Origin of the sequence: Streptomonospora halophila, from assembly GCF_039542725.1 — a bacterium.
Lineage (GTDB): Bacteria > Actinomycetota > Actinomycetes > Streptosporangiales > Streptosporangiaceae > Streptomonospora > Streptomonospora halophila.
Genome location: NZ_BAABIK010000018.1, coordinates 1 through 25,331 on the forward strand (window position 1 = coordinate 1; position 25,331 = coordinate 25,331).

Annotated in this window: 20 protein-coding genes; 6 read left to right on the forward strand and 14 right to left on the reverse strand. The window is 72.7% G+C overall.

The annotated features are described in order from the left end of the window. Window positions 1-671: 671 nt before the first annotated feature. Entirely contained in the window at window positions 672-1,289 is a 618-nt protein-coding gene (gene wrbA, locus ABEA15_RS15855) for an NAD(P)H:quinone oxidoreductase (RefSeq protein WP_345557222.1), read from the forward strand. Window positions 1,290-1,432: 143 nt separating this feature from the next. Here the strand turns inward: wrbA and ABEA15_RS15860 are convergent, their stop codons facing one another. The 9 genes from ABEA15_RS15860 to paaA form a co-directional block, all read right to left on the reverse strand. Continuing rightward, window positions 1,433-1,786 carry a hypothetical protein gene (locus ABEA15_RS15860; RefSeq protein WP_344148806.1) on the reverse strand — a complete coding sequence of 118 codons (354 nt, stop codon included), beginning with the start codon at window positions 1,784-1,786 and terminating at the stop codon, window positions 1,433-1,435. Window positions 1,787-2,069: 283 nt separating this feature from the next. Next, the gene (locus tag ABEA15_RS15865; RefSeq protein ID WP_345557223.1) at window positions 2,070-3,419 is read right to left on the reverse strand and encodes a cellulase family glycosylhydrolase; all 1,350 of its coding nucleotides are present in this window, start codon (window positions 3,417-3,419) and stop codon (window positions 2,070-2,072) included. Between the two features lie 337 nt (window positions 3,420-3,756). Continuing rightward, window positions 3,757-5,370 carry an ABC-F family ATP-binding cassette domain-containing protein gene (locus ABEA15_RS15870; RefSeq protein ID WP_345557224.1) on the reverse strand — a complete coding sequence of 538 codons (1,614 nt, stop codon included), beginning with the start codon at window positions 5,368-5,370 and terminating at the stop codon, window positions 3,757-3,759. Between the two features lie 289 nt (window positions 5,371-5,659). Then, complete coding sequence (locus ABEA15_RS15875) at window positions 5,660-7,531, reverse strand: glycoside hydrolase family 3 protein (RefSeq protein WP_345557225.1); 1,872 nt, start codon at window positions 7,529-7,531, stop codon at window positions 5,660-5,662. A 537-nt stretch (window positions 7,532-8,068) separates the two neighbouring features. Then, entirely contained in the window at window positions 8,069-9,157 is a 1,089-nt protein-coding gene (paaE, locus tag ABEA15_RS15880; protein WP_344148818.1) for a 1,2-phenylacetyl-CoA epoxidase subunit PaaE, read from the reverse strand. Continuing rightward, the gene (paaD, locus tag ABEA15_RS15885; RefSeq protein ID WP_345557312.1) at window positions 9,158-9,628 is read right to left on the reverse strand and encodes a 1,2-phenylacetyl-CoA epoxidase subunit PaaD; all 471 of its coding nucleotides are present in this window, start codon (window positions 9,626-9,628) and stop codon (window positions 9,158-9,160) included. Between the two features lie 116 nt (window positions 9,629-9,744). Continuing rightward, window positions 9,745-10,677, reverse strand: a complete 933-nt coding sequence (gene paaC, locus ABEA15_RS15890) for a 1,2-phenylacetyl-CoA epoxidase subunit PaaC (RefSeq protein ID WP_344148824.1) — start codon at window positions 10,675-10,677, stop codon at window positions 9,745-9,747. An 8-nt stretch (window positions 10,678-10,685) separates the two neighbouring features. Beyond that, window positions 10,686-10,985 (reverse strand): 1,2-phenylacetyl-CoA epoxidase subunit PaaB, encoded by a 300-nt coding sequence (gene paaB, locus ABEA15_RS15895; RefSeq protein ID WP_344148827.1) that lies wholly within the window; start codon window positions 10,983-10,985, stop codon window positions 10,686-10,688. Then, the gene (paaA, locus tag ABEA15_RS15900) at window positions 10,985-11,956 is read right to left on the reverse strand and encodes a 1,2-phenylacetyl-CoA epoxidase subunit PaaA (RefSeq protein ID WP_345557226.1); all 972 of its coding nucleotides are present in this window, start codon (window positions 11,954-11,956) and stop codon (window positions 10,985-10,987) included. The genes paaB and paaA overlap by 1 nt, the downstream gene beginning before the upstream one ends. 86 nt (window positions 11,957-12,042) lie before the next feature. Here paaA and paaZ point away from each other — a divergent pair, with 86 nt between their 5' ends. After that, window positions 12,043-14,082 (forward strand): phenylacetic acid degradation bifunctional protein PaaZ, encoded by a 2,040-nt coding sequence (gene paaZ / locus ABEA15_RS15905; RefSeq protein ID WP_345557227.1) that lies wholly within the window; start codon window positions 12,043-12,045, stop codon window positions 14,080-14,082. A 174-nt stretch (window positions 14,083-14,256) separates the two neighbouring features. Here the strand turns inward: paaZ and ABEA15_RS15910 are convergent, their stop codons facing one another. From ABEA15_RS15910 to ABEA15_RS15930, 5 genes are all read right to left on the reverse strand, one after another. Then, window positions 14,257-15,681: an RICIN domain-containing protein gene (locus tag ABEA15_RS15910; protein WP_345557228.1), complete on the reverse strand. Its 1,425-nt coding sequence runs from the start codon at window positions 15,679-15,681 to the stop codon at window positions 14,257-14,259. A 232-nt stretch (window positions 15,682-15,913) separates the two neighbouring features. After that, window positions 15,914-16,960 carry a LacI family DNA-binding transcriptional regulator gene (locus tag ABEA15_RS15915; RefSeq protein ID WP_345557229.1) on the reverse strand — a complete coding sequence of 349 codons (1,047 nt, stop codon included), beginning with the start codon at window positions 16,958-16,960 and terminating at the stop codon, window positions 15,914-15,916. 47 nt (window positions 16,961-17,007) lie between these two features. Next, complete coding sequence (locus tag ABEA15_RS15920) at window positions 17,008-18,354, reverse strand: ABC transporter substrate-binding protein (protein WP_345557230.1); 1,347 nt, start codon at window positions 18,352-18,354, stop codon at window positions 17,008-17,010. A 22-nt stretch (window positions 18,355-18,376) separates the two neighbouring features. After that, window positions 18,377-19,327: a carbohydrate ABC transporter permease gene (locus ABEA15_RS15925; RefSeq protein ID WP_345557231.1), complete on the reverse strand. Its 951-nt coding sequence runs from the start codon at window positions 19,325-19,327 to the stop codon at window positions 18,377-18,379. Beyond that, window positions 19,324-20,229, reverse strand: a complete 906-nt coding sequence (locus ABEA15_RS15930; RefSeq protein WP_344148848.1) for a carbohydrate ABC transporter permease — start codon at window positions 20,227-20,229, stop codon at window positions 19,324-19,326. Before ABEA15_RS15930 ends, ABEA15_RS15925 begins: the two co-directional genes overlap by 4 nt. Before the next feature lie 172 nt (window positions 20,230-20,401). On the opposite strand from ABEA15_RS15930, the gene ABEA15_RS15935 reads away from it, so the two are divergent. The 4 genes from ABEA15_RS15935 to ABEA15_RS15950 all read left to right on the forward strand — a co-directional run bounded on the left by ABEA15_RS15935 (window position 20,402) and on the right by ABEA15_RS15950 (window position 25,256). Further along, the gene (locus ABEA15_RS15935) at window positions 20,402-21,463 is read left to right on the forward strand and encodes a hydroxyacid dehydrogenase (RefSeq protein WP_345557232.1); all 1,062 of its coding nucleotides are present in this window, start codon (window positions 20,402-20,404) and stop codon (window positions 21,461-21,463) included. Continuing rightward, window positions 21,460-23,361, forward strand: a complete 1,902-nt coding sequence (locus ABEA15_RS15940) for a DUF2264 domain-containing protein (protein ID WP_345557233.1) — start codon at window positions 21,460-21,462, stop codon at window positions 23,359-23,361. The genes ABEA15_RS15935 and ABEA15_RS15940 overlap by 4 nt, the downstream gene beginning before the upstream one ends. 312 nt (window positions 23,362-23,673) lie before the next feature. After that, complete coding sequence (locus ABEA15_RS15945) at window positions 23,674-24,027, forward strand: YciI family protein (RefSeq protein ID WP_345557234.1); 354 nt, start codon at window positions 23,674-23,676, stop codon at window positions 24,025-24,027. After that, the gene (locus ABEA15_RS15950; protein WP_344148859.1) at window positions 24,024-25,256 is read left to right on the forward strand and encodes an RNA polymerase sigma factor; all 1,233 of its coding nucleotides are present in this window, start codon (window positions 24,024-24,026) and stop codon (window positions 25,254-25,256) included. The genes ABEA15_RS15945 and ABEA15_RS15950 overlap by 4 nt, the downstream gene beginning before the upstream one ends. Window positions 25,257-25,331 lie beyond the last annotated feature (75 nt).

Below are 25,331 nucleotides of genomic sequence, written 5' to 3' on the forward strand. Positions count from 1 at the left end.
CCCGCAACCCTGCGGGCCCGCCCAGGCTCTTCCCGAGAGACGGAATCTCCCGGCGGATTTCCCACCGCACCCTCCGGAAAACGTGTCCCGGCGGCCGCGATTTCGCATCCGCGTTCTGTTGTGTCTCCACGTTAGCAGGGCTTTCGCGAACCCACCAAATCGGCGGGTCAAGCGATTCCTGCATTCCCGTTCACGGTTCCGCTTCCGAGCACAGCAGCAGAACGGAAAGATCCGATCGAATCCTGCCGAATGCCGATAGCGCTCTACGGAGCACCGGAGTGAGATGCGGTCACGCCCACCGTGCGGTGTTCGCTGCGACCGAGGGAGACCGCCGCCCAGTCGCACCGGAAACCGGTGCTCCATCAGGCGACCCGACCCACTCTAGCCGTCCGGTCGACTGATGCCAACTCGGGCGGGGAGTGACGTAGGCCACTTCCTGCGCCGGCATTAACGGCGGGACCCGCGTGCTGTCCCCCGTGGCCCACGGCGACTGTACCGGGCCCGGCCGACCGCGCTTCCACGCGCGGCGCGGCGCCGCGATCGGCACGCGCACGCCCTCGCCCCCAGAGTGGCTCTCACCACAGAGGCGGCGCAGGGTTGGCCAAGTAGATACGCATGCATTATCTTTCCAGGAAAGCAATCTTGTCACACAGTTCTCGGAAGGACACCCAATGAGCGAGCCCGTGAAGCTGAGCATCATCTACTACTCCTCCACCGGCACCGGTTTCACCATCGCCCGTGAGATCCAGGAGACGGCCGAGAAGGAGGGCGCCGAGGTCCGCCTGCGCAAGGTGGCCGAGCTGGCGCCGGCCGAGGCGATCGCCACCAACCCCGCGTGGGCCGCCAATGCCGAGGCCACCAAGGACGTTGCGGAGGCCACCTCGGACGACGTCGTCTGGGCCGACGCGGTCGTCTTCGGCTCGCCCACCCGCTACGGCAACATCACCGCGCAGCTCAAGCAGTTCATCGATCAGCTCGGTCCGCAGTGGCAGCAGGGCCTGCTCGCCGACAAGGTCTACAGCGGCTTCACGTCCACAGCCACGCTGCACGGCGGCCAGGAGTCCACCCTGCTGGCGCTGTCGCACACCTTCTACCACTTCGGCGGGATCATCGTGCCCCCCGGCTACACCGACCCGAGCAAGTTCGCCGACGGCAACCCCTACGGCACCTCGCACGTCGACGCCCAGGGCAACAGCCCGGTCGACGATGTGACGCGCACCGCCGCCCAGGTCCAGGCCCGGCGCGTGGTGAGCGTGGCCGGCGCTCTCAAGGCCGGCCGGGAAGTCTGAGCACCCGAACCCCCGGCGCGCGGGACGCGTGACGCACAGGGAGGGGGCCGCACTCGCGGCCTCCTTCTCGCATGCACGTCCGCTTCGTATGCACGTCCCGCGTAACCGGCCGCAAGCGCACGGGCAGCGAGGCGCCCCGGCCCTTATGCGCCGTGCCCGCCTCCGCGCCGCTCCTGCAGTTCGGTCGCCGGCTCCCAGTTCGTGCGTAGCGCCGCCTCCGAACCCGCCATCCACAGCGCGAAGCCGAGGTAGCCGGCCTCGAACGCGACCAGGTCGCCGTCCCAGCGCGCGGCGGGTGCCGCGGAGCGCTTGCGGCGCAGCAGCAGCACGCCGGCGGCGATGTTGAGGCCCGCCCAGACACCGTTGACGACCGGGCCCGACTCTCGGCCGGCGAGGGGCGTGAGGTGCCGGCGCCCGGCTACGGCGGTGGCGAGGTGCGGAGCGCTGTTGGCGATCAGCACACCTGCGGCGAAGGAGCGGATTCGTCTGCTTGTCATGGCGAACCAGGCTAGACCCGGTCGAGAGCGGGGCGGGGCGGGCGCCATGTCCGCATAAGGACATGTCGACACGGTGACACGGTGATTCGGCGAGCCGGCGACTGGGCATGGGAGGACGCCTCCCCTGCGTGCGCGGGCGCGCGCCGAGGGCGCCGCATCCGGACGGGCACGGCCGGATGCGGCGCCCTGAGGTGGGGCCCGGCGACGGCTCCCACTGGTTTGGAAGCGCTCCCATAGCGGGGGCCGCCGCCGGACGCGGTGGGATCCGCCCCCTACGCCGGCTCTAGCCCGCGGAGCAGGTGAGCTCGGGCACGGAGTTGGTCCCGTCGTGGGTGCCCTGGAGCCCGAACGAGGCCGTCTGCCCGGAGGAGAGAGTGCCGTTGTAGGACACGTTGCTCGCGGTCACCTGCGAACCGTCGGCGCTGACCTCGGCGTTCCAGGCGCTGGAGACGGTCTGGCCGTCTTCGTAGCTCCAGGAGACCTCCCAGCCCTGCAGGTCCTCCTGGGCGGTGACGTCCACTCCGGCGACGAAGCCGTCGGACCACTCGTTCTGCACCGTGTACTCGGCGGTGCATCCGTCACCGGGCTCCGGCGTGGGCTCGCCGGTGGGCGTGGGGTCGGGTGTCGGGTCCGGGTCGGGCCCGGTCGGTCCGTAGACGCTGGCGGTCTCGGCCGTGGCGACGATCCCGTTCTCCCCGTTGAACAGCCGCTCGCCCCAGGACGTCAGGCTGTTCGGGTCGAAGTCGTTCGTCAGGTCCAGGTACTCGACGCCGCCGCCGTTGCCGCTGTAGGACCAGCCGAGGTAGCCCAGGCCGTGCTGCTCGGCGGTGGCCAGGATGGCGTCCTCGTCGGGGTTGCCGTCGCTGTGGTCGTGGCCGAACTCGCCGACGACGATGGGCAGGCCGCTGTCGACGAAGTGGCCCAGGTAGTCCTGGATCGTCGACGCCTGCTCGTAGACCCCGTACATGTGGATGTCGAAGAGGACGTTGCGGTGCGGGTCGCTCTCGAACACCTGCGCGGCGTCGTCGCGCATGGTGTGGGTCCAGTCCTGCCCCCAGTTGGGCGCGTCGACCATGATCGTGTGGTCGAAGCCGGCGTCGCGCAGGCGGTTGACGGCGTCGGAGGTGTCGGAGGCCCACGGCTCGTAGCCCTGGTTGCCGTAGGGCTCGTTGCCGATGTTCAGGATCGTGTAGGCCTCCTGGCCCTCCAGCGCGCTCTGGATGTCGATCCAGTAGTCGACGGCCTGGTCCAGGGAGGAGGCGGCGCTCTCCTCGCCGTAGCCGGTGGTGTCGTGCACCTCCAGCACGCAGACGAGCTTGTTGGCCTTGCACTCGCTGATCACGTCGGCGACGTCGGCGGCGTCGTTGCGGGTCCACCGGACGCCGTTGCTGAGGACGACGCGGACCGCGTTGGCGCCGAGCGAGCCGATCTCGGCGAACGACTCGGTTTCGCCCGCGTACCAGGCGTGCGGGTGGTTGACGCCGCGCATCACGAAGTCGTTGCCGTTGGCGTCGACGAGGCGGCCGTCCTGGATTTGGAAGCCGGCTTCGGCGTTGGCCGGGTGGACGGCGACGATGAAGGACAAGAGGAGGGTGAAGACCGCCGAGGCGGTCAGGGCCAGACGTGTTCGCATAGGTCTTCCCAAGGTGGACGTCGTCTCGGGTCGAGGACCCGGAACGTGTGGACGTACCGGCCGGCCGGACGGCTTCCCCCTGTGGCGCCATGGCAACTATAAGCGACGTGACTTACTTAACTCAACTGTCTAAGTAAGATCACGGACCTCCGCGGCCGCCGGATGCGGCACCGTGCGGGCCGGACCGCTGAAGCCCGGCCCGAGGGCACCTCCTGCCGAGACACCGACACACCGACACACCGACACACCGACACACCGACACACCGACAGGGAGATTCGGCGCTCTGTCGACTCGTCGACCTCCCACCCGCCCGGCACGGCGCGAACGGGGCCGCGGTCATCCGCCCGCGGCCGCCGGAGGACCGGACTCGACCGGGGCGGCACCGCGCTCCAGACGCCACCAGCGGGTGATGCCGAGCCCGGTGAGGAACGCGGTGTCGTGACCGGCCACGATCAGCGCGCCGCGGTAGGCCGCCAGCGCCTCGGTCAGCCGGTCCACGCTGTGCAGGTCGAGGTTGTTGGTCGGCTCGTCCAGGAGGAGCAGCTGGGGCGGCGGGTCGGCCAGCAGGAGGCAGGCCAGCGTGACGCGGAAGCGTTCGCCGCCCGAGAGGACGCCCGCCCGGTCCTCCACCCGGTCGCCGCGGATCAGGAAGCGTGCCAGGTCGGCCCGCACCCGCTGCGGCGGCGCCGACGGCGCCGCCGCGCGCACGTTCTCCAGCACGCTCATCCGGTCGTCGAGGAGGTCCAGGCGCTGGGGCAGGTAGCCGACGCGGTCGGCGACGCGGGCCACGGCGACCACCGGGTGGGCGCCCGAACCGGCGACGGCCTGCAGCAGCGTGGTCTTGCCGGTGCCGTTGTCGCCGGTCAGCGCGATCCGCTCGGGCCCGCGCACGCTGATCCGGCCCTGCGGAGCGTCCAGCTCCAGCACGGAGCGGCCGGCGGGGACCTCGGTGTCGGGGAGCCGGATGCGGATGCGGTCGTCGTCGCGCACGGCCGACTCCGACTCGGCGAGCGCCTGTTCGGCCTCCTCCACCTTCCCCGTCTGCATGATGCGATGCTTGCCCGCCGAGACCTGGGCGTCCCTCTTGCGCTGGCCCATCACGACCTTCGGCTCGCGCTTGGTCTCGTTCATCTTGCGCCCGTAGCGCTCCCGGCGGTCCAGCTTGGTCCGGGCCTCGATGAGCTGGCGCTTCTCGCGGCGGACGCCGCCCTCGGCGGTGCGGACTGCGCGCTGGGCGGCCTCCTGCTCGGCGGCGAGCTGCTCGGTGTAGGCCGAGTAGTTGCCGCCCCAGACCCGGATTTTGCCCTCGCGCAGCTCGGCGATGCGGTCGACGCGCTCCAGCAGCTCGCGGTCGTGGCTGACGACCACGAGCACGCCGCGCCAGGCCTCGACCGCCTGGTAGAGCAGTGCGCGCGCCCGGCCGTCGAGGTTGTTGGTCGGCTCGTCCAGCAGGGTCACCGCGGGGCGGCGCAGGATGAGCCCGGCGAGGGCGGTCAGCACCGCTTCGCCGCCGGAGAGAGAGGCGACGGTGCGGTCCAGCGGTTCGGCGCCTGTCAAAGCGATGCCGAACCGCTCCAGTTCGGCGGCCGCGCGCTCCTCGATGTCCCAGTCGTCGCCGACGGCGGTGAAGTTGGCTTCGGCGGCGTCGCCAAGCTCGATCGCCCGCAGCGCCGCACGGATGCGGTCGATGCCGAGCAGCTCGGCGACCGTCTGGCCGGTGTCGAGGGTGAGGCGCTGGTCGAGGTGGCCGATGTCGCCGTCCACGCGGATGCCGCCCGAGGCGGGCGCGAGCCGGCCGGTGATGAGCTTGAGCAGCGTGGACTTGCCCGAGCCGTTCAGCCCGATCAGGCCGGTGCGCCCGCTGTCGAATGAGGCGTTCAGCCCCGAGAAGACGGCGGTGCCGTCAGGCCATTCGAAGGAGAGTTCGGAGCAGACGATCGAGTGGGACACGGGACCTCCCGGCGGTACGCCGACGAAACGAGCTGTGCAGTCGCGGTTCCGTCGGTCATGCGCATCGGGAAGGTCGCCTCCGGGGTGTCGGGGTCGTCTGCCGCGGGTGCAGCGCGCCCGCGGCGATCAGGTTCGCACCGGCGGACCGGCGGCGCAAGGGATTTTCCGGCGACCCGCGGCCGCCGCGTCCGCCCGACCGGGCGCCGGCTCCCGCCGCCCGCCCCGTCCCCCCGCATGCGCGCGGCCGCGCCGGCGGGCGTCTCCGGCGCGGCCGCGTTCGCAGCCGGTGTCAGCGGCGCAGTCCGTGGCCCAGGCGGAAGAGGGGCTTCTGGCCGTCGCCCCGGTTGATGGGCTCCTGGTCGACCGAGGACGGCCAGGTCACGGGGAGACGTCCGCGGAAGCGCTCGTGGCCGAAGAGGACGTCGGTCATGCCCGCGCCCTCACTGCCCGGCAGCCAGGACGCGACGAAGGCGTCCGCGGTCTTGAGCTCCTCGTTGATGATCAGCGGGCGGCCCGAGACCAGCATGGCGATGCACACGTCGGTCTTGGCGCAGATGTCGCTGAGCTGCTTGCTGTCGGCCTCGCTGAGCGCCAGGTCGGCGTCGTCGCCGAAGCCCTCGGCGTAGGGGGTCTCGCCGCCGACCCAGATGCCGATGTCGCCGGAGAAGTCCTGGCCGGTGTCGGTTCCGACGAACCGCACGTCGGTGTCGGTGCCCTCGGTCTCCTGCTGCACCGCCTCCCAGAAGGTGGTGCCCTCGGTGATGTCGCCGCCGCTGCCCTGCCAGCTGATCGACCATCCGCCGAGCTGGTAGCCGAGGTTGTCGGCGGTCTTGCCGCCCACCACGATGTCCTTGCCGGAGTTGCGCGAAAGCGGCAGCACGCCGTCGTCCTTCAGCAGCACCTGCGACTGCGCCACCGCCTCGCGCGCGACCGCGCGGTGCTTGGCGGAGCCGACGTCGTCGAGGTGGCTGCGGTCGGCGAACGGCTTGTCGAACAGCTCCTGGTCGAATTTGAGGTCGAGGATGCGGCGGACCGCGTCGTCGATGCGCTTCTCGCTGATGCGGCCGGCGCGCACCTCGCTGACGATCGCCTCGATGTTCTGCTCGTAGTCGTCGGGGACCATGATCATGTCGAGCCCGGCGTTGATCGACTTGCGCACCTTCTCGGCGTAGGAGTCGCCCTCGACCTGCCGAACGCCGGCCCAGTCGGAGACCACCACGCCGTCGAAGCCGAGCTCGCCCTTGAGCACGTCGTCGACGAGGTACTCGTGCTGGTGCATCTTCAGCCCGTTCCAGCTGCTGAAGGACACCATCACCGAGGCCGCGTCGGCGCGGACGGCCGCGCGGTAGGGGCGCAGGTGGATGCGGCGCAGCTCGCGCTCGCTCATCCGCGCGTCGCCCTGGTCGATCATGTAGTCGCCTTCGCCGGTGCCCCACGTGGTGCCGCCGTCGGCGACGTAGTGCTTGGCGGTGGCCGCGACGCCGTCGGGTCCCACGCCGCGGCCGTGGCCCTGCAGCCCCGAGATCGCGGCGTAGCCCATGACGCTCGCGAGGTGGGGGACCTCGCCGAAGCCCTCGTAGGTGCGGCCCCAGCGGTCGTCGCGCGGCACGCTCACCGCGGGTGCGAAGTTCCAGTCGATGCCGGTGGCCAGGACCTCCTTGCGCGTGACCTTTTGCGCACGGCGCACCAGCCAGGGGTTGCGCGTGGCGCCCATGCCGATGTTGTGCGGGAAGACGGTGGCGCCTTCGACGTTGCTGTGGCCGTGCACCGCGTCGACGCCGTAGATCAGCGGGATCCCCAGGCGGCTTTCCAGAGCGGCGCGCTGGTACTCGTCGTACATGTCGGCCCATTCGGAGGCGGTTCCGCCGGGCTCGCCCCCCGGGCCCGCTCCGCCGCCGGAGAGCAGCGAGCCGATGCCGTACTCGGCGATCGCCTCCTTGTCGTCCATGACGTGGGTGTGGTTCACCTGCGTCATCTGGCCCGCCTTCTCCTCCAGAGTCATCTGCTCCAGGCAGTCCTCGGTGGAGTCGCAGCGGGGAGCCGCCGCGGCGGTCGGGGCGGCCGCCACCATGAGCGGCAGCACCAGGGCACCGACCGTCGCCGAGCACGCGGCGAGGAACGGACGGGATCTGCGCGGACCGGCCGCGCGGGGACCTGCCATCATCGACCTCCTGAACTCTGCGCCTTGCGGCGCTTCGGAAACCCGGCGGCCCCACCCCCGGTACGCCGCCCCGAAGGGCGTCGGTTCCTACTGCGACCGGCTCTCAACCCGAAGGTAAAATTACTGTAAAGAGCGTTTCCCGGAAGCGTCAAGGCGCTTGCGCGACCCGGCTGCGTCGCGCGGCTCGCCTGGGCCCGAACCGGCTCCTCGGCGCCGGGGCACCGGTCTGGCGCCGACAGGACACCGGCCTCAGGCGTCAGCGAAAGGCGTTGACCTCGGAAGACGTCCGACGACACGGTAGCCCGACACCGTGTGTGACGGAACGTTCACACGCGGGTGTCCGCCCGCCGCGCGCGGGGCCCACCCGGGCCGGGGCCACCGCCGGCGTGCTCCGGCGGCTCAACCGCGAGGGCGCCGCCGCTGCCGGCGCAGTGTTCAAAGGCGTGTGCGGGACCCGGGGGAGATGCCGACCGGACGCCCGCCGCAGCGGTCGTGGCCCGCGTCCTTCACCGTCGCCCGAGCGTCCTCGGCGCCATCTCAGGCGTCGTAGTCGACCGCGACCTCGGCGGTGGTCGGGTGCGACTGGCAGGTCAGCACGAACCCCTCTGCCACCTCGGCGTCCTCCAGCGCGAAGTTGCGCCGCATCTCCACCTCGCCGGCGGTGACCCTGGCCCGGCACGTGCCGCACACGCCGCCGCGGCAGGCGAAGGGGAGGTCTGCGCGCGAGGCCTGGGCGGAGTCGAGGACGCTCGCGCCGGCCGGCATCGGCGCGCTGCTGCTGCGCCCGTCGAGCACGAACGTCAGGGTGCCCGCCGACGGGGCCGCCGCCTCGGTGCGGCGCGGCGGCGGAGGAGGCGCGTCGACGTGGAACAGCTCCCGGTGCACCCGCTCAGCGGGCATTCCGGCGTCCGCCAGGACGCTGCGCGCACCCTCGGTCATGCCGTAGGGGCCGCACAGCCACACGTCGTCGGTGCCGCGCAGCGGAACCAGCGCCTCCAGCAGCCGCCGCAGCCGGTCGGGCTCCAGCCGGCCGGACAGCAGGTCGGCGTCGCGGGGCTCGCGGGAGAGCACGTGGACGAGCTGGAAGCGGTCGGGAAAGCGGTTCTTCAGGTCGGCGAGCTCCTCGGCGAACATGGCGGTGCGCGAGGTGCGGTTGCCGTAGACCAGGGTCGCCTCGGCGCCGGGGTGCCCCTGCAGCACCGACGCGGCGATCGACAGCACCGGTGTGATGCCCGACCCGGCGGCCACGAACAGGTGGCGCCCGCCCTCGGCGGGGTCGGCGCAGAACGAGCCGGAGGGGGCGGCGGCCTCGATCTCGTCACCGGGGGCCACCTCGTGCACCAGCCAGGAGGAGAACAGCCCGTCGGGGACCTCGCGCACGCCGATGCGCAGAGGGCCGCCCGCGGGCGCGCAGATCGAGTAGTGGCGCCGGTGCTCCCGGCCGCCGACCCGCCGGCGCAGCGTCAGGGACTGGCCGGGGCGGAAGGCGAAGTCGGCGGCCAGCTCGGGCGGCACCTCGAAGGTGACAGCCGCCGCGTCCGGGCACAGCGGTTCGACCGAGGCGACGCGCAGGCTGTGGAAGGCCGGGGCCGTACGCCGCCGCGGCTCGGTCGAGGTGGCGGTCACTCAGATCTCCTTCATGTGCTCGAAGGGTTCCGCACACGCGGTGCAGCGGTAGAGGGCCTTGCAGGCCGTCGAGCCGAACTCGGAGGTCAGCTCGGCGGAGTCGGAGCCGCATCGGGGGCAGTGCAGGGCGCGGCGGCGCGGGACCAGCGACAGCGGTACGGGCCCGTCGCGTTCGGGGGCCGGGCCCGGCGGCGAGACGCCGTGCTCGGCGAGCAGGCGGCGGCCCCGCTCGGTGATCCGGTCCGTGCTCCACGGCGGGTGGAGCACCGTACGCAGCTCGACGCGGGTGAACCCGGCGGCGCGCAGCGCGCGGTCAAGGTCGGCGCGGATGGCGCCCATCGCCGGGCAGCCCGAGTAGGTGGGGGTGACGGACACGACCGCGCCGCCGTCGCCGTCGGCCTCGACCTCGCCGAGTACTCCCAGGTCGGCCAGCGTCAGCATGGGCAGCTCCGGGTCGGCGACCGACTCCACCGCCTCCCATGCGCGCCGCCGGTCGGCCGCGGCCCGCTCGGCCCGGCCGGACCCGCCGGTCCGATGGCGTTCGTCCCGGTGCCGGGTGCGGGCGGCGGCCCCCTCCGCCCCGGCGCTCACCAGGTGCCCCCGGGGTGCTCGCGGGCCAGCGACTGCATCTCGGCGAGGAGCCCGGACAGCGCCGGGGTGTGGCTTCCGGCGCGCCCGCGCGCCTGGGCGGGGCCGGCGGTGGCGGGTCGGGGCAGGTCCGCGGCCGCGAGCACCTCCTCCAGCACCGGTTCGCAGTCGGCGAGCAGCGCGTCCGGTGCGGCGGCGACGCCGCACTCGGCCATGCGGCGCTCCACCGGGTGGACGGCGAACAGCTCTGCGGCGTGCGGCCAGACCGCGCCGACGCCCTCCAGGATCCGCCGGCGCGACTCCGCGGTGCCCTGCGCGAGGGTCACCGCCCACCGGGCGGCGTAGTCGCGGTGGTAGGCGACCTCGGCCACGCCCTTGCCGGCGACGGCGGCCAGCACGGGGTCGGCCGAACCGCGCAGGCGCTCCAGCAGGGCGAGCCGCCACACGGAGAACAGCAGCAGCCGCAGCGTCGACTGCGCGAAGTCCCCGTTGGGGATCTCCGCCAGCGCGACGTTGCGGAAGCCGCCGGCGTCGCGGAAGTAGGCGAGCGCGTCCTCGGCCGGCACCGGCGAGTCGGGCGGCAGCGGCGGCACGGCGCCGGGGTCGGCCGCGGCGGCGCGGGCCAGCAGCAGCCGCGCCTGGCCCAGCAGGTCGAGGGAGACGTTGGCCAGCGCGACGTCCTCCTCCAGCTCGGGCGCGCGGCTGCACCACTCGGCCAGCCGCTGCGCCAGCACGAGCGCGTCGTCGCCGAGCATCAGGCAGTAGGCGGCGAGGTCGCCGCGGTCGACGTCTGCGGGCACGGCGGTGTCGACGCCGGCCAGCGGGTCGTCGAAGCCGGTGCCGAACGCCCACTGGGAGGCGTCGCCGTCGACGTCGACCAGGCCCGCGTAGACCGACTGCTCGTCGGCGTCGGCGGCGAACGGGTGCGTCATCTGCGGCCTCACATGTGCGGCACGTCGTCGGGGACGGCGTAGAAGGTGGGGTGGCGGTAGACCTTGTCGCCGCTGGGGGCGAACATCGGGTCCTTCTCGTCGGGGCTGGACGCGGTGATGAGCGCGGAGCGCACCACCCACACGCTCACCCCCTCGTTGCGGCGGGTGTAGACGTCGCGGGCGCGGCGCAGCGCCATCTCGTCGTCGGCCGCGTGCAGGGATCCGGCGTGCACGTGGTTGAGGCCGCGCTTGCCGCGCACGAACACCTCGTAGAGCGGCCAGTCGGCGTCGGGGGTCGCTGCGTCCATCAGTCCTCGCCTCCATCGGTGCCGGCGCGGGCGGGCCCGCGCGCCGCGAACGCGGCCGCGGCCTCGCGCACCCAGGCGCCGTCCTCGTGTGCGCGGCGGCGGTGGGCGATCCGCTCGGCGTTGCAGGGCCCGTCGCCCTTGATGACGCGGGTGAACTCCGCCCAGTCGGGCTGCCCGAAGTCGTAGTGGCCGCGCTCGGGGTTCCAGGCGAGATCGGGGTCGGGCAGGCGCACACCCAGGGCGTCGGCCTGCGGAACCGTCATGTCGACGAAGCGCTGGCGCAGCTCGTCGTTGGTGTGGCGCTTGATGCCCCAGTGCATGGACTGCGCGGTGTTGGGGGAGTCGGCGTCGGGCGGGCCGAACATCATCAGCGAGGGCCACCACCACCGGTCGACGGAGTCCTGCACCAGGGCCCGCTGCTCACCGGTGCCGCGCATCATCGTCAGCAGCAGCTCGTAGCCCTGGCGCTGGTGGAAGGACTCCTCCTTGCAGATGCGGATCATCGCCCGGCTGTAGGGGCCGTAGGAGCTGCGGCACAGCGGTACCTGGTTGCAGATGGCCGCGCCGTCGACGAGCCAGCCGATGGTGCCCACGTCGGCGTAGTCGGGTGTGGGGTAGTTGAAGATCGAGGAGTACTTCTGCGCACCGGAGATCAGCCGGCGGGTCAGCTCGGCGCGGTCGACGCCCAGCGTCTCGGCCGCGGAGTACAGGTACAGGCCGTGCCCGGCCTCGTCCTGGACCTTGGCGAGCAGGATGGCCTTGCGGCGCAGCGACGGCGCGCGCGAGATCCACGCCCCTTCGGGCTGCATGCCGATGATCTCGGAGTGCGCGTGCTGGGCGATCTGGCGGACGAGGGTCTTGCGGTAGCCCTCGGGCATCCAGTCACGGGGCTCGATGCGCTCCTGGCGCGCGATGACCGCCTCGAACTCGGCGTTGAGCCGCTCCTCGTCCGCCTCCGCGGGTGCCGTCATGGGCTCCTCCCGGATCATTTACTGACCGTTCGGTCTGTAATATTCTGCCACCACGCAGGCCGAGGGCGCAATGGAGGTATCCAGCCGTGACCGCACTACTGGAGAGCTACGCTCAGGGCGCCTGGTACCGCGCCCCCGACGAGGGCATGCCGCTGACCGACGCGACCACCGGCGAGACCGTCGCCCGCCTGTCGCGAACCGGGCCCGACGTGGCCGGCATGCTCGACTACGGCCGCCGCGTCGGCGGGCCGGCGCTGCGCGGGCTCACCTTCCACGAGCGCGCCGCGGCCCTGAAGAGCCTGGCCAAGCACCTCAACGGCCTCACCGCGGAGTTCCACGCGCTCTCGCACCGCACCGGGGCCACCCGGCGCGACAACGCCTTCGACGTCGACGGCGGTATCGGCGCCCTCTTCAGCTATGCGAGCAAGGGCACCCGCGAGCTGCCCGACGACACGGTGCTGCCCGACGGAGCGGCCGAGCGCCTCGGCCGCGGCGGAACCTTCGTCGGCCAGCACGTCTACACCTCCCGGCCGGGCGTGGCCGTGCAGATCAACGCCTTCAACTTCCCGGTGTGGGGCATGCTGGAGAAGTTCGCCCCCGCCTTCCTGGCGGGCGTACCCAGCATCGTCAAGCCCGCGAGCCAGACCGCCTACCTCACCGAACTGGTGGTGCGGCGCATCGTCGAGTCGGGGCTGCTGCCCGAGGGCGCGCTCCAGCTGCTCGCGGGACCTCCCTCCGGCCTGCTCGACCGCCTCGGGCCTCAGGACTCGGTCGCCTTCACCGGCTCCGCCGAGACCGGCGCGAAGCTGCGCGCCCATCCGGCCGTCGTGCACGGCGGCGTGCGGCTCGGCGTCGAGGCCGACTCGCTCAACTGCTCGGTCCTGGGCCCCGACGTCACACCGCAGGACCCGGAGTTCGCGCTCTTCGCCGACCAGCTCGTCACCGAGATGACCGTCAAGACCGGCCAGAAGTGCACGGCCATCCGGCGCGCGATCGTGCCCGAGCACCTCGCCGACGAGGTCGTCGCCGCCGTGGGGGAGCGGCTGGAGTCCGTCGTCGTGGGCGATCCGGCACAGGAGGGGACCACCATGGGGCCGCTCGTGGCGCTCGACCGGCGCACCGAGGTGCGCGCGGCGGTCCACCGGCTGCTGGGTTCGGCCGAGGCCGTCGTCGGCGACCCCGAGCGCTGCTCCCCGGTCGGCGCCGATCCGCAGCGGGGCGCGTTCGTGCCGCCGCTGCTGCTGCGGGCCGGGAGCGGCGCGGCCGAACCGCATGAGGTCGAGGCGTTCGGTCCGGTCAGCACGGTGATCGGCTACCGGACGACGCAGGACGCGGTCGACCTGGCCGCACGCGGCCGCGGCAGCCTGGTCGCCTCGGTGGTCACCGCCGACCCCGGGGCCGCCCGCGAGCTCGTGGCGGGAATGGCGCCCTGGCACGGCCGGATCCTCGTGCTCGACCGCGACGACGCCGGGGAGTCCACCGGCCACGGCGCACCGCTGCCCGTACTCGTGCACGGCGGGCCCGGGCGCGCCGGCGGCGGCGAGGAGCTCGGCGGTATCCGCAGCGTCGTGCACCACATGCAGCGCACGGCGGTGCAGGCGTCCCCTGACACGGCCACCGCGGTCACCGGGCGCTGGACGCCGGGCGCGCGCCGACGCGACGCCGGCGTCCACCCGTTCCGCAAGAGCCTGGCCGAGCTGTGTATCGGCGACACCGTGGCCTCCGGTCGGCGCACGGTCAGCCTGGAGGACATCGGCCGCTTCGCCGAGCTCACCGGCGACACCTTCTACGCCCACACCGACCCCGAGGCGGCCGCAGCGAACCCGCTGTTCGGCGGGATCGTCGCGCACGGCTACCTGGTGGTCTCCCTTGCCGCGGGCCTGTTCGTCGACCCCGCGCCGGGCCCGGTGCTGGCGAACTTCGGGGTGGACAACCTGCGCTTCCTCACCCCGGTGAAGGCGGGCGACTCCATCGCCGTCACCCTCACCGCCAAGCAGATCACCCCGCGCGCCAACGCCGACTACGGCGAGGTCCGCTGGGACGCCGTGGTCGACAACGCCGAGGGCGACCCGGTGGCCACCTACGACGTGCTGACGCTGGTGGCCAAGGAGCGGTCGCAGGACTGACCAGGCGCCGCGGTCGCCTTGTCGCCGTGGCGACCCGGCGCTTTGTCCGCGAGTCGACATGTCGCCGGGACCGGCGCCGGCGGGGCGCTCTGAGCGCGGTGTCCGGGGTGCGGCAGGCGGTCCCTCCGCCCTGCCGCACCCCGCCGCCGCACGTGCGCGGTCGGGTGCGCCCGGTCAGGTGCGCGACCACTGCTGGTTGGCGCCGCCGGTACAGGTCCACTGGATCACCCGGGCGCTGTCCTCGGTCGACTCGTCGCCGACGTCCAGGCACAGCCCGCTGCCGCGGCCGACGATCCGGGAGTAGCCGCCGCCGGCGTCCTCGACCGACCACTGCTGGCTCTCGGAGCCGTCGCACGCGGCCTGGACCGCGACGGCCCCGGCCTCCGCCGACCCGCCCTCGGTGTCCAGGCACAGACCGCTGTGCATGGCCGTGATCCGCGAGTACCCCGATCCGGTGTCCTCGATCGACCACTGCTGGTTGCCTCCGCCGTGGCACGCGTACTGGACAAGCTCGGCGCCCGCGGACTCCGACCCGTTGACCACGTCCAGGCACTTGCCGCTGTGGCGTGCGACCAGCTCGCCGAAGGAGCCGCCGAGCCCGTCCACCCGGCCCGTGGCGGTGTCGATGCTGATGCGGGAGTGGTAGTCCATCGCCACGGTGCGCCGGCCCGGGAACTCCAGCGGCAGCCACACGTACTCGGACTCGTTGGGGGTCCCGCCGTCGGCGCCCGCCCAGCGGTCGCCCATGTAGAGGTAGGACGTCGTCTCGGAGCCCTCGACGGGGAGCACGAACGTGGTCTGGGAGTCGTAGCCGGTGGCGTTGCCGAGGTCGGACCAGCCGCTCCACTCGCATTCGATGCAGCTCGCGGTAGCGTACTGCTGCTGGTTGGGGTCCCAGCCGGTGGCGCCGGAGGTGACGAGGTAGTAGACGCCGTTGCGCTGGAACATGGCCGGGGCCTCGCGGTGGCCGCCCGGCCAGGGGTTGGCCACCAGCTCCTCGACCTCGGTGTAGTCCGGGCTGAGCCGGTAGATGTGCAGGTCGTAGTTGTCACGCGCGGCGGAGATCATGTATCCGGTGCCGTCGTCGTCGACGAACACCGTGATGTCGCGGGACATGTGGCCGAGCGGCCGGAAGCTGCCCAGCCACCGGTAGTCGCCGTCGACGGTGTCGGACACGGCGACGGCCGCCCGCGCCTCGCTGTAGTCGTGGCCGTTCTCCTTGTGCGCCCACATCACGTACTGGTCGGTGCGGGCGTTGTAGACGACCTTGGGGCGCTCGATGTTGGCGGTCTGCAGCTCGGGATCCGACTGCCGGGTCAGGATGTGGTTGCGGAACTCCCAGTTCTTCAGGTCCGTCGAGCGATAGGCGGAGACATAGGTGAATTGGCTGCCGCCGCCGCGGTTCTCGCCGAACCAGTAGTAATAGTCGCCGACGTCGAGGATTCCGCCGCCGTGCGCGTGCACCGGGTTTCCCGAGGTGTCGGTGAACTGCGTGCCGTTGGTGACGGACACCGGTTCCGCCTGGGCCGGCGCGACCGCCGCGAGCGGCGCGGCCAGCCCCAGCAGCACGGATACGAGGAGAATTCGGAAAGGTCGCATGGACACTCCTTCGATGAGGAGTAGGGGATGATCCGAATAGGCGTTTTTCCGACGCGTTCGATGCTGCCACACCGAAAATCCGATGTAAATACGGCGGATCGGGCGAAACCCGCCCGCAGCCGCGCCCGGGAATTCCGCGCCGAATTCATTCCGGGCGTGATTCACCGCGGCGGCGGGACCGGTGCCCTTCCGGTCGCCGCCGCCGACCGCGCCCGGCGCTCCGCCCGGTGGGTCACCCCCCGCCGATCCCCGGCGTGCTCTCGCGCAGCACCACGTGTCCGGTCATGCGCACCAGGCGGGGCTCCGCCTCGGTGGGCCGCAGCGCCAGGTCGAGCGCGGCGCGCCCGGCCTCCGGCCAGGGCAGCCGGACCGTGGTCAGCGCCGGCGCGACGTCGCGCAGCACGGTCACGTCGTCGATGCCCGCCACCGCCATGTCCGCGGGAAGCGACATGCCCGCCTCGCGGAAGCGCGCTATAGCACCGACCGCGACCGTGTCGCTGATCGCCAGGACCAGCTCCGCGGGCACCCTCCGCCGCAGGCACTCGCCCGCGGCGGAGTAGCCGCCGTCGCGGTCGAACCCGCAGTGGAGGACCTCCGACGGCGGCACCTCGACGCCGTGCTCGGCCAGGCCCGCGACGAACCCCCGCACGCGGTCGTGGGCGGTGCGCGCGTCGGCCGGACCGCCCAGGATGGTCACCCTGCGGTACCCGAGGCCGGCCATCGCGCCGGCGAGGTCGGCGGCGGCCGCCACGTTGTCGAGGGAGACCGTGTCGAAGGGCATGCCCTCCTCGCTGATGGCGACCACGCGGCCGCCCTCCTCCTGGAACGCGGCGAGCTCCTCGACGAGCCGCTCCTCCCACCGGGTGCTGGCCACCGAGCGGCCGCCGGCCAGGATGATCGCTCGGGGCCGCTGGCTGCGCAGCGCGGACACCACCTGGGCGGCCTGCTGCGCGCTGTTGCGGCTGGAGATCATGGTGACCATTCGGTCGGCCGCCTCGGCGGCCTTGAGCACGCCCGCGGCGACAGGGGAGAAGTAGTCGTCGTTGATGCCGTTGACCACCATCGCGAGGTGCTCGCTGCGCCCGCGGGCCACCGCCTGGGCGGCGGTGTTGGCGATGTAGCCCAGCTCGACGGCCGCGGCGTGCACCCGGACCTGGTACTCGCCGCGGACCTTGCGCGAGCTGCCGTTCAGGGCGCGAGAGGCCGTGGAGGGCGAGACCCCGGCGCGCCGGGCGACGTCCTCAAGCGTGACCGGAGTGGAACTGCTCGGCGTATCCACGGCTCCCGCCCTTTCCCGGCCGGCCGGAGCCGGCGCGTCGTGTGCGTTCAGCGGACGTCGAAACCCTGGTCCTCGCCATAGGACCGGAGCTGCTCTCCCCACTTCTCGGCGCCGCCCTGGACGGAGCCGCCCCCGCTGATTGCCGAGCCGACGGAGTCGCCGAAGACCGAGTTGGCATAGACCTGGTAAGGAAGGTACTGCCAGCCCTCGGACACCTGGCCGGAGGCCTCGGCGAGGACCTTGTTGGCCTGCTGGCCGCCGAAGTACTCGAACTCCTTGGACAGCCACTCGGGGTCCTCCAGCGGCGCCGACTGCGCCGGGAAGGATCCGGCGTCGAGCTGGGCGTCGACCGAGGCCTCGTTGAGGGAGAACCACTTCAGAAAGCCCATCGCCAGGGCGGTGTCGTCGCTTCCCTCCACGACCGAGAATCCCGACCCGCCGTTCTCGGCGTTCTGCGGGTCGTCGGCGTCCCACACGGGGGCCGGCGCGACGCGGAAGTCGCCGGCGTTGTCGGTGAGCGTGCTGGAGATGTTGCCCAGCGCCCAGGCGCCGGTGGTCCACGTGGCCAGTGAGCCGTCGCCGAGGCTGCGCCACCACTCGTCGGTCCAGCCGGGCTCGGCGGCGACCAGGTCGCGGCTGACCAGGTCGCTCCAGTAGTCGTTGACCTTCTGCGTGTCCTCGCCGGTGAAGTCCACGGTGACGCTCTCGCCCTCGTGCTGGAACGGGCGGCCGCCGCCCTGCCAGATGAGGCTGTCGAGGCCGCCGGCGTCGCCGGGGTCGATGGAGGCGATGCGGGAGTCCGGCATCTCCTTCTTGATCTTCTCGGCGGCCGCGGCGTACTCCTCCCAGGTCGCCGGGGGCTCCTCGACGCCGGCCTCCTCGAAGACCCTCGTGTTGTAGAGCATGATCAGCGGCCCGGTGTTGTTGGGCAGGCCGTAGGTGGCGTCGCCGTAGGTCATCTGGCGCCACGAGGACGGGGTGAACCGGTCCTCGAGACCGCCCAGCCCCCATTCGTCGATGCTCACGAGCTGCTCCGACAGCGCCAGCTCCGGCAGCGCGAAGTACTCGATCATGGCGACGTCGGGGATGTTCTCGCCGGAGCTGATCGCGTTCTGCAGGGCCGTGTACTGGTCGGCCGACTGGCCCGCGTTGACGATCTCGACGTCGACGCCGGGATACTCCTCCTCGAACGCGGCCACCGCGTCGTCGAACTTCGTGCTCCACGTCCACACGGTCAGCTTGCCGCCCTCCTCGAGCGCGGCCTCGATCTCGGCGGAGCGGTCGGCGGAGGACGCGGAGCCGCCGCCTGTGCCTCCGCCGCCGCAGCCCGTGGCGATGAGGGCGAGGCAGAGGCCGGGGGCAGCGGTCAACAGCACTCTTCTGGACAGGCGCATGGGTCAATCCTTCGCGATGGGGTTACTGCTTGACGCTCCCCGCGGCAAGGCCGGACTGCCAGAACCGCTGGAGGAACAGGAAGGAGGCGATCAGCGGAATGATCGCCAGCAGGGATCCGGTGAGGACGACGTTGTAGACGGGCTCGAGATTGGCCCCGGTGGTGACCTGGTTGTTGAGCTGGTTCAGGCCCACGGTGAGCGGATACAGGGACGGGTCGTTGAGCATGATGAGCGGCAGGAAGTAGTTGTTCCAGGTGTGCACGAGGTTGAACAGCAGCACCGTCGCGAATCCGGGGGCCATCAGCCGGAAGGACACGCGCCAGAACGTCGTCCAGGCGTTCGCGCCGTCGATCTTCGCCGCGTCCAGTAGCGAGTCGGGCACGGAGTCGGCGGCGAACACGGTCATCAGGTAGAGCCCGAAGGGGCTGACCAGGGCCGGAACGATGATCGCCAAGCGGGTGTTGGTGATCCCCAGCTCGGCGAAGAGCAGGAAGGTCGGCACCGCCAGTGCTGTCGCGGGGATGGTGATCGCGCCGAAGACGACCGCCCGCACCAGGCGCTTGGTCGGGAAGTCGAACTTGGCCAGCGCGTAGCCGCCCCAGGCGCAGATGACCGTCGCGCCCACGGCGCCGACCACCGAGTACAGCGCCGTGTTGAACAGCCACGTGAGGTAGATGCCGTCCTGGTAGGTCACGGTGGCGACGATGTTGTCCCACAGGGAGATCTCCGAGCCCAGCCACAGCCCGTTGGACCGGAACAGCTCGCCGTTGGACTTGGTCGCGTTGACCGTGAGCCAGTAGAGCGGCAGCAGCGTGTAGGCGACCATGAGGACCATGAGCGCCTGCAGGACCGGGTTGGTGCGCGGCTTCCGCGGCCCGCGCGAGGGGCGGCGCGCACGCGGCGGCCCGGGCGCGTCGGGCGCGGGCGCCGGCCCGCCCGCGGTGGCTGAGGGGGTGGTGGCCGTGTTGCTCATCGGGTCTCCCGGCGCGCGGTCATCCGCTGGGCCGCGTAGGCGACCACGACCGTGATCAGCCCGAGCACGACGGCGACCGCTGCGGAGTAGGTGACCTGGTTGGCGTTGAAGGCCAGCTGGTAGGCGTACATGTTCGGGGTGAAGTGCGTGCTGATGGAGCCCGGCGCGAGCGACTGCAGCACGTTGGGCTCGTTGAAGAGCTGGAAGCTGCCGATGATCGAGAACAGCGTCGCCACCCACAGGGCGGGGCGCAGCGCGGGGAGCTTGACGCTGAACGCCTTGCGGACCTCGCCCGCGCCGTCGATGTCGGCCGCCTCGTAGAGCTCTTCGGGGACCGCGCGCAGCGCCGCGTAGAGGATCAGCATGTTGTAGCCGACGAACTCCCAGGTGACCACGTTGCCGATGGCGGGCAGCACCCACGTCTGCGACAGGGGGCCGGCCAGCGAGAGTCCGGTGGCGTCGTTCAGCTGACCGACCAGTCCGAACTGGTCTCCGTAGATGAACCCCCACATCAGCGCCGCCACGACCGAGGGGACGGCGTAGGGCATGAAGATGCTGAGGCGCATGAACCGCATGCCGCGCACGCGCCCCGAGTCGAGCACGAGCGCGACGAGCAGGGCGAGCCCGATCATGATCGGCACCTGGACGGCCAGGAACAGCCCGACCCGGCCGATGCCGTCGAGGAACCGCGGGTCGGTGGCGACGTCGACGTAGTTCTCCAGGCCGACGAAGGACCGGCCGCCGATCAGCTGGTCCCGGTACAGGCTCAGGCCGGAGGCGTAGACCAGCGGCGCCACCACTCCGATTCCGAAGACCAGCAGGAACGGGGCCACGAACGCCAGCCCGGTCCAGTCCCGGGCCGGCCGCCTCTGCGGTGCGGCGGGTGCTGAGACGGCGCCCATCACTCCTCCTCGTGTGGGACCGACGAAGGCGGGCCCGCTCGGCGATGGTGTACATTCCGTATGGAATGCGCTTTCCACATTAAGTATGGTCTATGCCACAGTCAAGATCCGGCAACGACCACGACGTCGGACAGGCGACCGGACGCACGGCACAAGCAGATGGCAGGCACTGATGAGCCTTGGCGACCAGACCGCTAACGACCCCCCGCGCCCCGGCGGCGGACCGGGCGACCGACCGCGCACGCTGCTGGCCATGGACCGGCGGACCTTCGACCTCCAGTTCACCCCGACCGTTCTCGCCCGCCTGCGGGAGTCCGCCGAGCTGGGCGAACCCCTGCGGATCGACTCCTTCGACCAGCCGGGAGCCCGCGAGCGGCTCGCCGGCTGCGAGGTGCTGCTGACGTCCTGGGGCTGCCCACCCATCACCGACGAGGTGCTCGCCCGCGCGCCGCGGCTGCGCGCCGTCCTGCACGCCGCCGGCAGTGTGCGCGGGCACGTGCCGCCCGCGCTGCTCGACCGGGGCATCCGGGTGACCACGGCGGCCTCGGCCAACGCGATCCCCGTCGCGGAGTACACGCTGGCGATGATCCTCGCCTGCGGAAAGCGCGTTCCGTTCTTGGCGCGCGACGCACGGGCCTTCCGGTCGCAGTGGTCCTACGCCTCCGCCCGCGGCCCGCTGTCCAACCGCGGCAGGACCGTCTGCCTGGTCGGCTGGTCCCGGGTCGGGCGCCTGCTGGGGCGGCTGCTCGAACCGTTCGACCTCGACGTCCTGGTCGTCGACCCCTACGCCGACGGCGACGAGGTCGCCGCCTTCGGCGCCCGCCTCACGACGGCCCGGGAGGCCTACCCGCGGGCCGACGTTCTCAGCCTGCACGCCCCGCTGCTGCCGGCCACCCGCCGGATGATCGACGCCGCGGCCCTGGCGCTGCTGCCCGACGGGGCGACGCTGATCAACACCGCGCGCGGGGGGCTCGTGGACACGGCCGCGCTGGAACGGGAATGCAGTTCGGGCCGCCTCTACGCGGTGCTCGACGTGACCGAGCCCGAACCGCTGCCCGACGACTCCGTGCTCTACGACTGCGAGAACGTCGTGATCACACCGCACATCGCCGGCTCCCTGGACTCCGAGACCGAGCGCATGGCCGTCGCCGCCCTCGACGAGCTCGACCGGTACCGCACCGGGCGGCCCGCCGAGCACCCGATCACGCCGGACACCTACGGAGTGACCGCATGAGCGCCCCCGCCGCACGGCTCCCGCCCGAGGACCCGGACCTCTCCCCCTACACCGGCTGGACCCGCGCCCACTGGGTCGCCGTCGCCGAGAACCTGCTGCTGAGCGTCCGCCCCTACGCCTCGCCCCGCCACGCCCGCATCGACCTGCCGGGCCCCGCCAGTTCGAGCGGCGCCGCCAGCGACGGGCTCGAAGGCTTCGCCCGCACCTTCCTGCTCGCCGGGTTCCTCGTCGCGGGCCACGGCGGCGAGGACCCGCACGGGTTCCTGGACTGGTACCGCCGCGGCCTCGCCGCCGGAACCGATCCCGACAGTGCCGAGCGCTGGCCCCGGCCCGACGAGCTGGGCCAGGCGAAGGTCGAGGCGGCCTCGGTCGCCCTGGTGCTCATGCTGACCCGGCCCTGGCTGTGGGACCGGATGCGCCGGCAGGAGCGCGACCGGGTGCTGGAGTGGATGTCGGCGGTGGTGGGCGAGTCCTACCCGCCCATCAACTGGGTGTGGTTCCAGGTCATGGCCGAGGAGTTCCTCCGCTCGGCCGGAGGCCGGTGGAGCCGCGCCGACATCGACGCCGGCCTGGCGGTACACGCCGGCCTGGCCCGCGCCGACGGCTGGTACTCCGACGGCCAGGAGCGCTCCTACGACTACTACTGCGGCTGGGCGCTGCACTTCTACCCGCTGGTGTGGGCGTCCCTCGCGGCCGAGCGGCCCCGCGCGGAACTGGTCGATGGCTGGCGCCGGGACCTGTCGCGGTTCCTGGACGACTACATCGGGCTGATCGGCGCCGACGGCTCCCCGGTGCTCCAGGGCCGCAGCCTGATCTACCGCATGGCGGCCGCGGCCCCGCTGTGGGTCGGCGCCTGGAGCGGCGCGACCGCGCTTGCGCCCGGGCGCATCCGCCGTGCCGCCTCGGGAATCCTGCGGCACTTCCACGACAACGGCGCCCTCGACGGCGGCCTGCTGTCGCTGGGCTGGCACCGCGCCTGGCCGTCGATGAGGCAGACCTACTCGGGAGGCGGTTCGCCCTACTGGGCGGCCAAAGGGTTCTTCGGCCTGGTCCTGCCACCCGACCACCCGGTGTGGACGGCCCGCGAGGAACCGCTTCCGGCGGAGGACGGCGGCCTCCAGCGCACCGTGCGGGCGCCGGGCTGGATCATCGGCACCGACCCCGGCGACGGCATCGCGCGCATCGTCAACCACGGGACGGACCACGCGCGCGAAGGCGACGTGCTCACCGACTCTCCGCTGTACGCACGCCTGGGATACTCGTCGGCCACCGTCCCGCCGCTGGTGGGAGGCACCCGCGACGCCCCGTTGGACAACAGCGTCGCGGTGCTCGACTCCTCCGGCGCGGCCACGCACCGCACCGGCTTCACCGCGCTCGGGGTGTTCCACGAGGGCGCGGTCGCCACGGCCGGTTCGCGCTGGCGGGCGCACTGGATCGATCCCTCGCAGGACACCGGCCGCGACCACGGGTCGGGCCGGCCGGGAACGGCGCGTCCGGGCCCGACACTGGAGGTCTGGTCCGCGGTGCGCGGCCCGGACGAGGTGCGCCTCGTACGCGTCGGCGACGAGCCGGCGCCGGACGGCCGCGGGTGGCGGCTGCGTGTGGGCGGCTGGCCGGTCCTGCGCGAACACGGACCCGCAACCTCGGTTGAGGCGCTGACCGACCACGCCGGGCTCGTGTCGGGCACCGAGCACCTGGGCGACGCCGGCCCGCTGGAGGGGGAGACCGCGGTGCCCTGGGTGTGCGCCGACGTCGCACCCGGCGAGGTCATGGCCTGCCTGGTGCGGCTGGGCGCCGAGGCGGCGGCCGCGCCGCGGCCGCGGGTGCGGATCGAGGCGGGGGGTGCCGTCCTCACCTGGCCGGACGGGGTCGAGGCGCGGGTCGCCCTGCACGGCTGAGCGCCGGGCGGCACGCGGACGCGGGGCGGACGAGCGCGGTGCCGTCCCCGCGTCGGACGGGTTCGCAGCACCGGCGCGGCGGGGTTCCCTGTCGACATGGGGATACGGCGACGAGTCGGCGTATCGGCAGGTCGACGGGCCGGCGGGCCCGGTTCGGCGGCGCCGCCTCCGCGTCCGGCGGCGCGTCCCGGGCCGCTCGCGCGGATTCCTCCCGCGGATTTCAGGGCGCGGTGTCGATCCGCGGGCACCCTGATCGTGTAGGGGGTGAGAGGCCGGAACGAGGACCGGCCCCGAAGCCCGAGGAGGAGCGTCATGGCCCACTACCTGCTCAGCATCTACCAGCCCGACGGACCCGCCCCGGAGCCCGACGTGCTCGACCCGATCATGCGCGAGGTGGCGGCGGTCGACCAGGAGATGCGCGACGCCGGCGCATGGGTGTTCGCCGGAGGCCTGCACGAGGCGTCCACCGCCACGGTGGTGCGGGCCCGGGGCGACGAGGCGACCATGACCGACGGTCCCTTCGCGGAGGGCAAGGAGCACATCGGCGGGTTCACCGTCGTCGCGGCCGACGACCTGGACGCCGCGCTGGAGTGGGGCCGCAAACTGGCCCGCGCCACGACGCTGCCGATCGAGGTCCGGCCGATGCAGGGGGGAAGCTGCGGGTGAGTACCCGCGGTCCGGCGGTCTCACCCGCGGAGGTCGAGCGCGTCTTCCGCGAGGAGCACGCCCGCGCGGTAGCCGTCCTGGTTCGCCGCTTCGGCGACATCGACCTCGCCGAGGAGGCGGTCCAGGAGGCCTTCGCCGCCGCGCTGCGGCACTGGCCCGCGCGGGGCCTGCCGCCGCGGCCGGCCGGCTGGATCATCACCACCGCCCGCAACCGCGCCGTTGACCGGCTGCGCAGCGACGCGCTGCGGGCGCAGCGGCACGCGCAGGCGGCCCTGCTGCACGACCCCGACGGGCCGCCCGAGGAGGGTCCCGTGCACGACGACCGCCTGCGCCTGGTCTTCGTCTGCTGCCACCCCGCGCTCTCGCCGAACGCGCGGGTCGCCCTCGCGCTGCGGCTGCTGGGCGGCCTGACCACGGCCGAGATCGCCCGCGCCTTCCTGGTGCCCGAGGCCACGATGGCCCAACGGCTGGTCAGGGCCAAGAGCAAGATCAGGGACGCGCGCATCCCCTATCGTGTACCCCGCGACGCCGACCTGCCGGACCGGCTGCGCCACGTGCTGGCCGTCGTCTACCTCATCTTCAACGAGGGCTACGCGGCGACCTCCGGGCCGGAGCTCGTCCGCGACGACCTCTGCGCCGAGGCGGTGCGCCTGGGCCGGCTGCTGGCCGAGCTGATGCCCGACGAACCCGAGGTGTGGGGCCTTCTGGCGCTGATGCTGCTCACCGAGTCGCGCCGGCCCGCGCGCACCGCCGCCGACGGCTCCCTGGTGCCGCTGTCCGAGCAGGACCGCGGCCGGTGGGACGCCGCCCTCATCGCCGAGGGCCAGGCGCTGGTGCGCCGCTGCCTGCGCCGCGGGGCTCCGGGGCCGTACCAGGTCCAGGCGGCGATCAGCGCCGTGCACAGCGACGCCGCAACCGCCGCCGCCACCGACTGGGAGCAGATCGTGCAGCTGTACGACCGGCTCTACGCCCTCACGCCGACGCCGATCGTCGCCCTGCACCGCGCAGCGGCGCTCGCCGAGACCCGGGGACCGGCGGCGGCCCTGGATGTCGTCGACGGCCTCGACCTCGGCGGGCACCACATCTTCCACGCGGTCCGGGCCGATCTCCTCCGCCGCCTCGGCCGCACCGGCGAGGCCGCCGAGGCCTACGCCGCGGCGCGCGCCCGCACGGACAACGCCGCCGAGCAGGCGTTCCTGCAGAGCAGGAGCGACACACTGCCGCGCTGAGGGCGCCCGCGGAGGTGTCCCCGACCCCCCGGAGCGCGGAGCAGGACGGCGGGCGGCGCGCGTCTCCACGTCGCC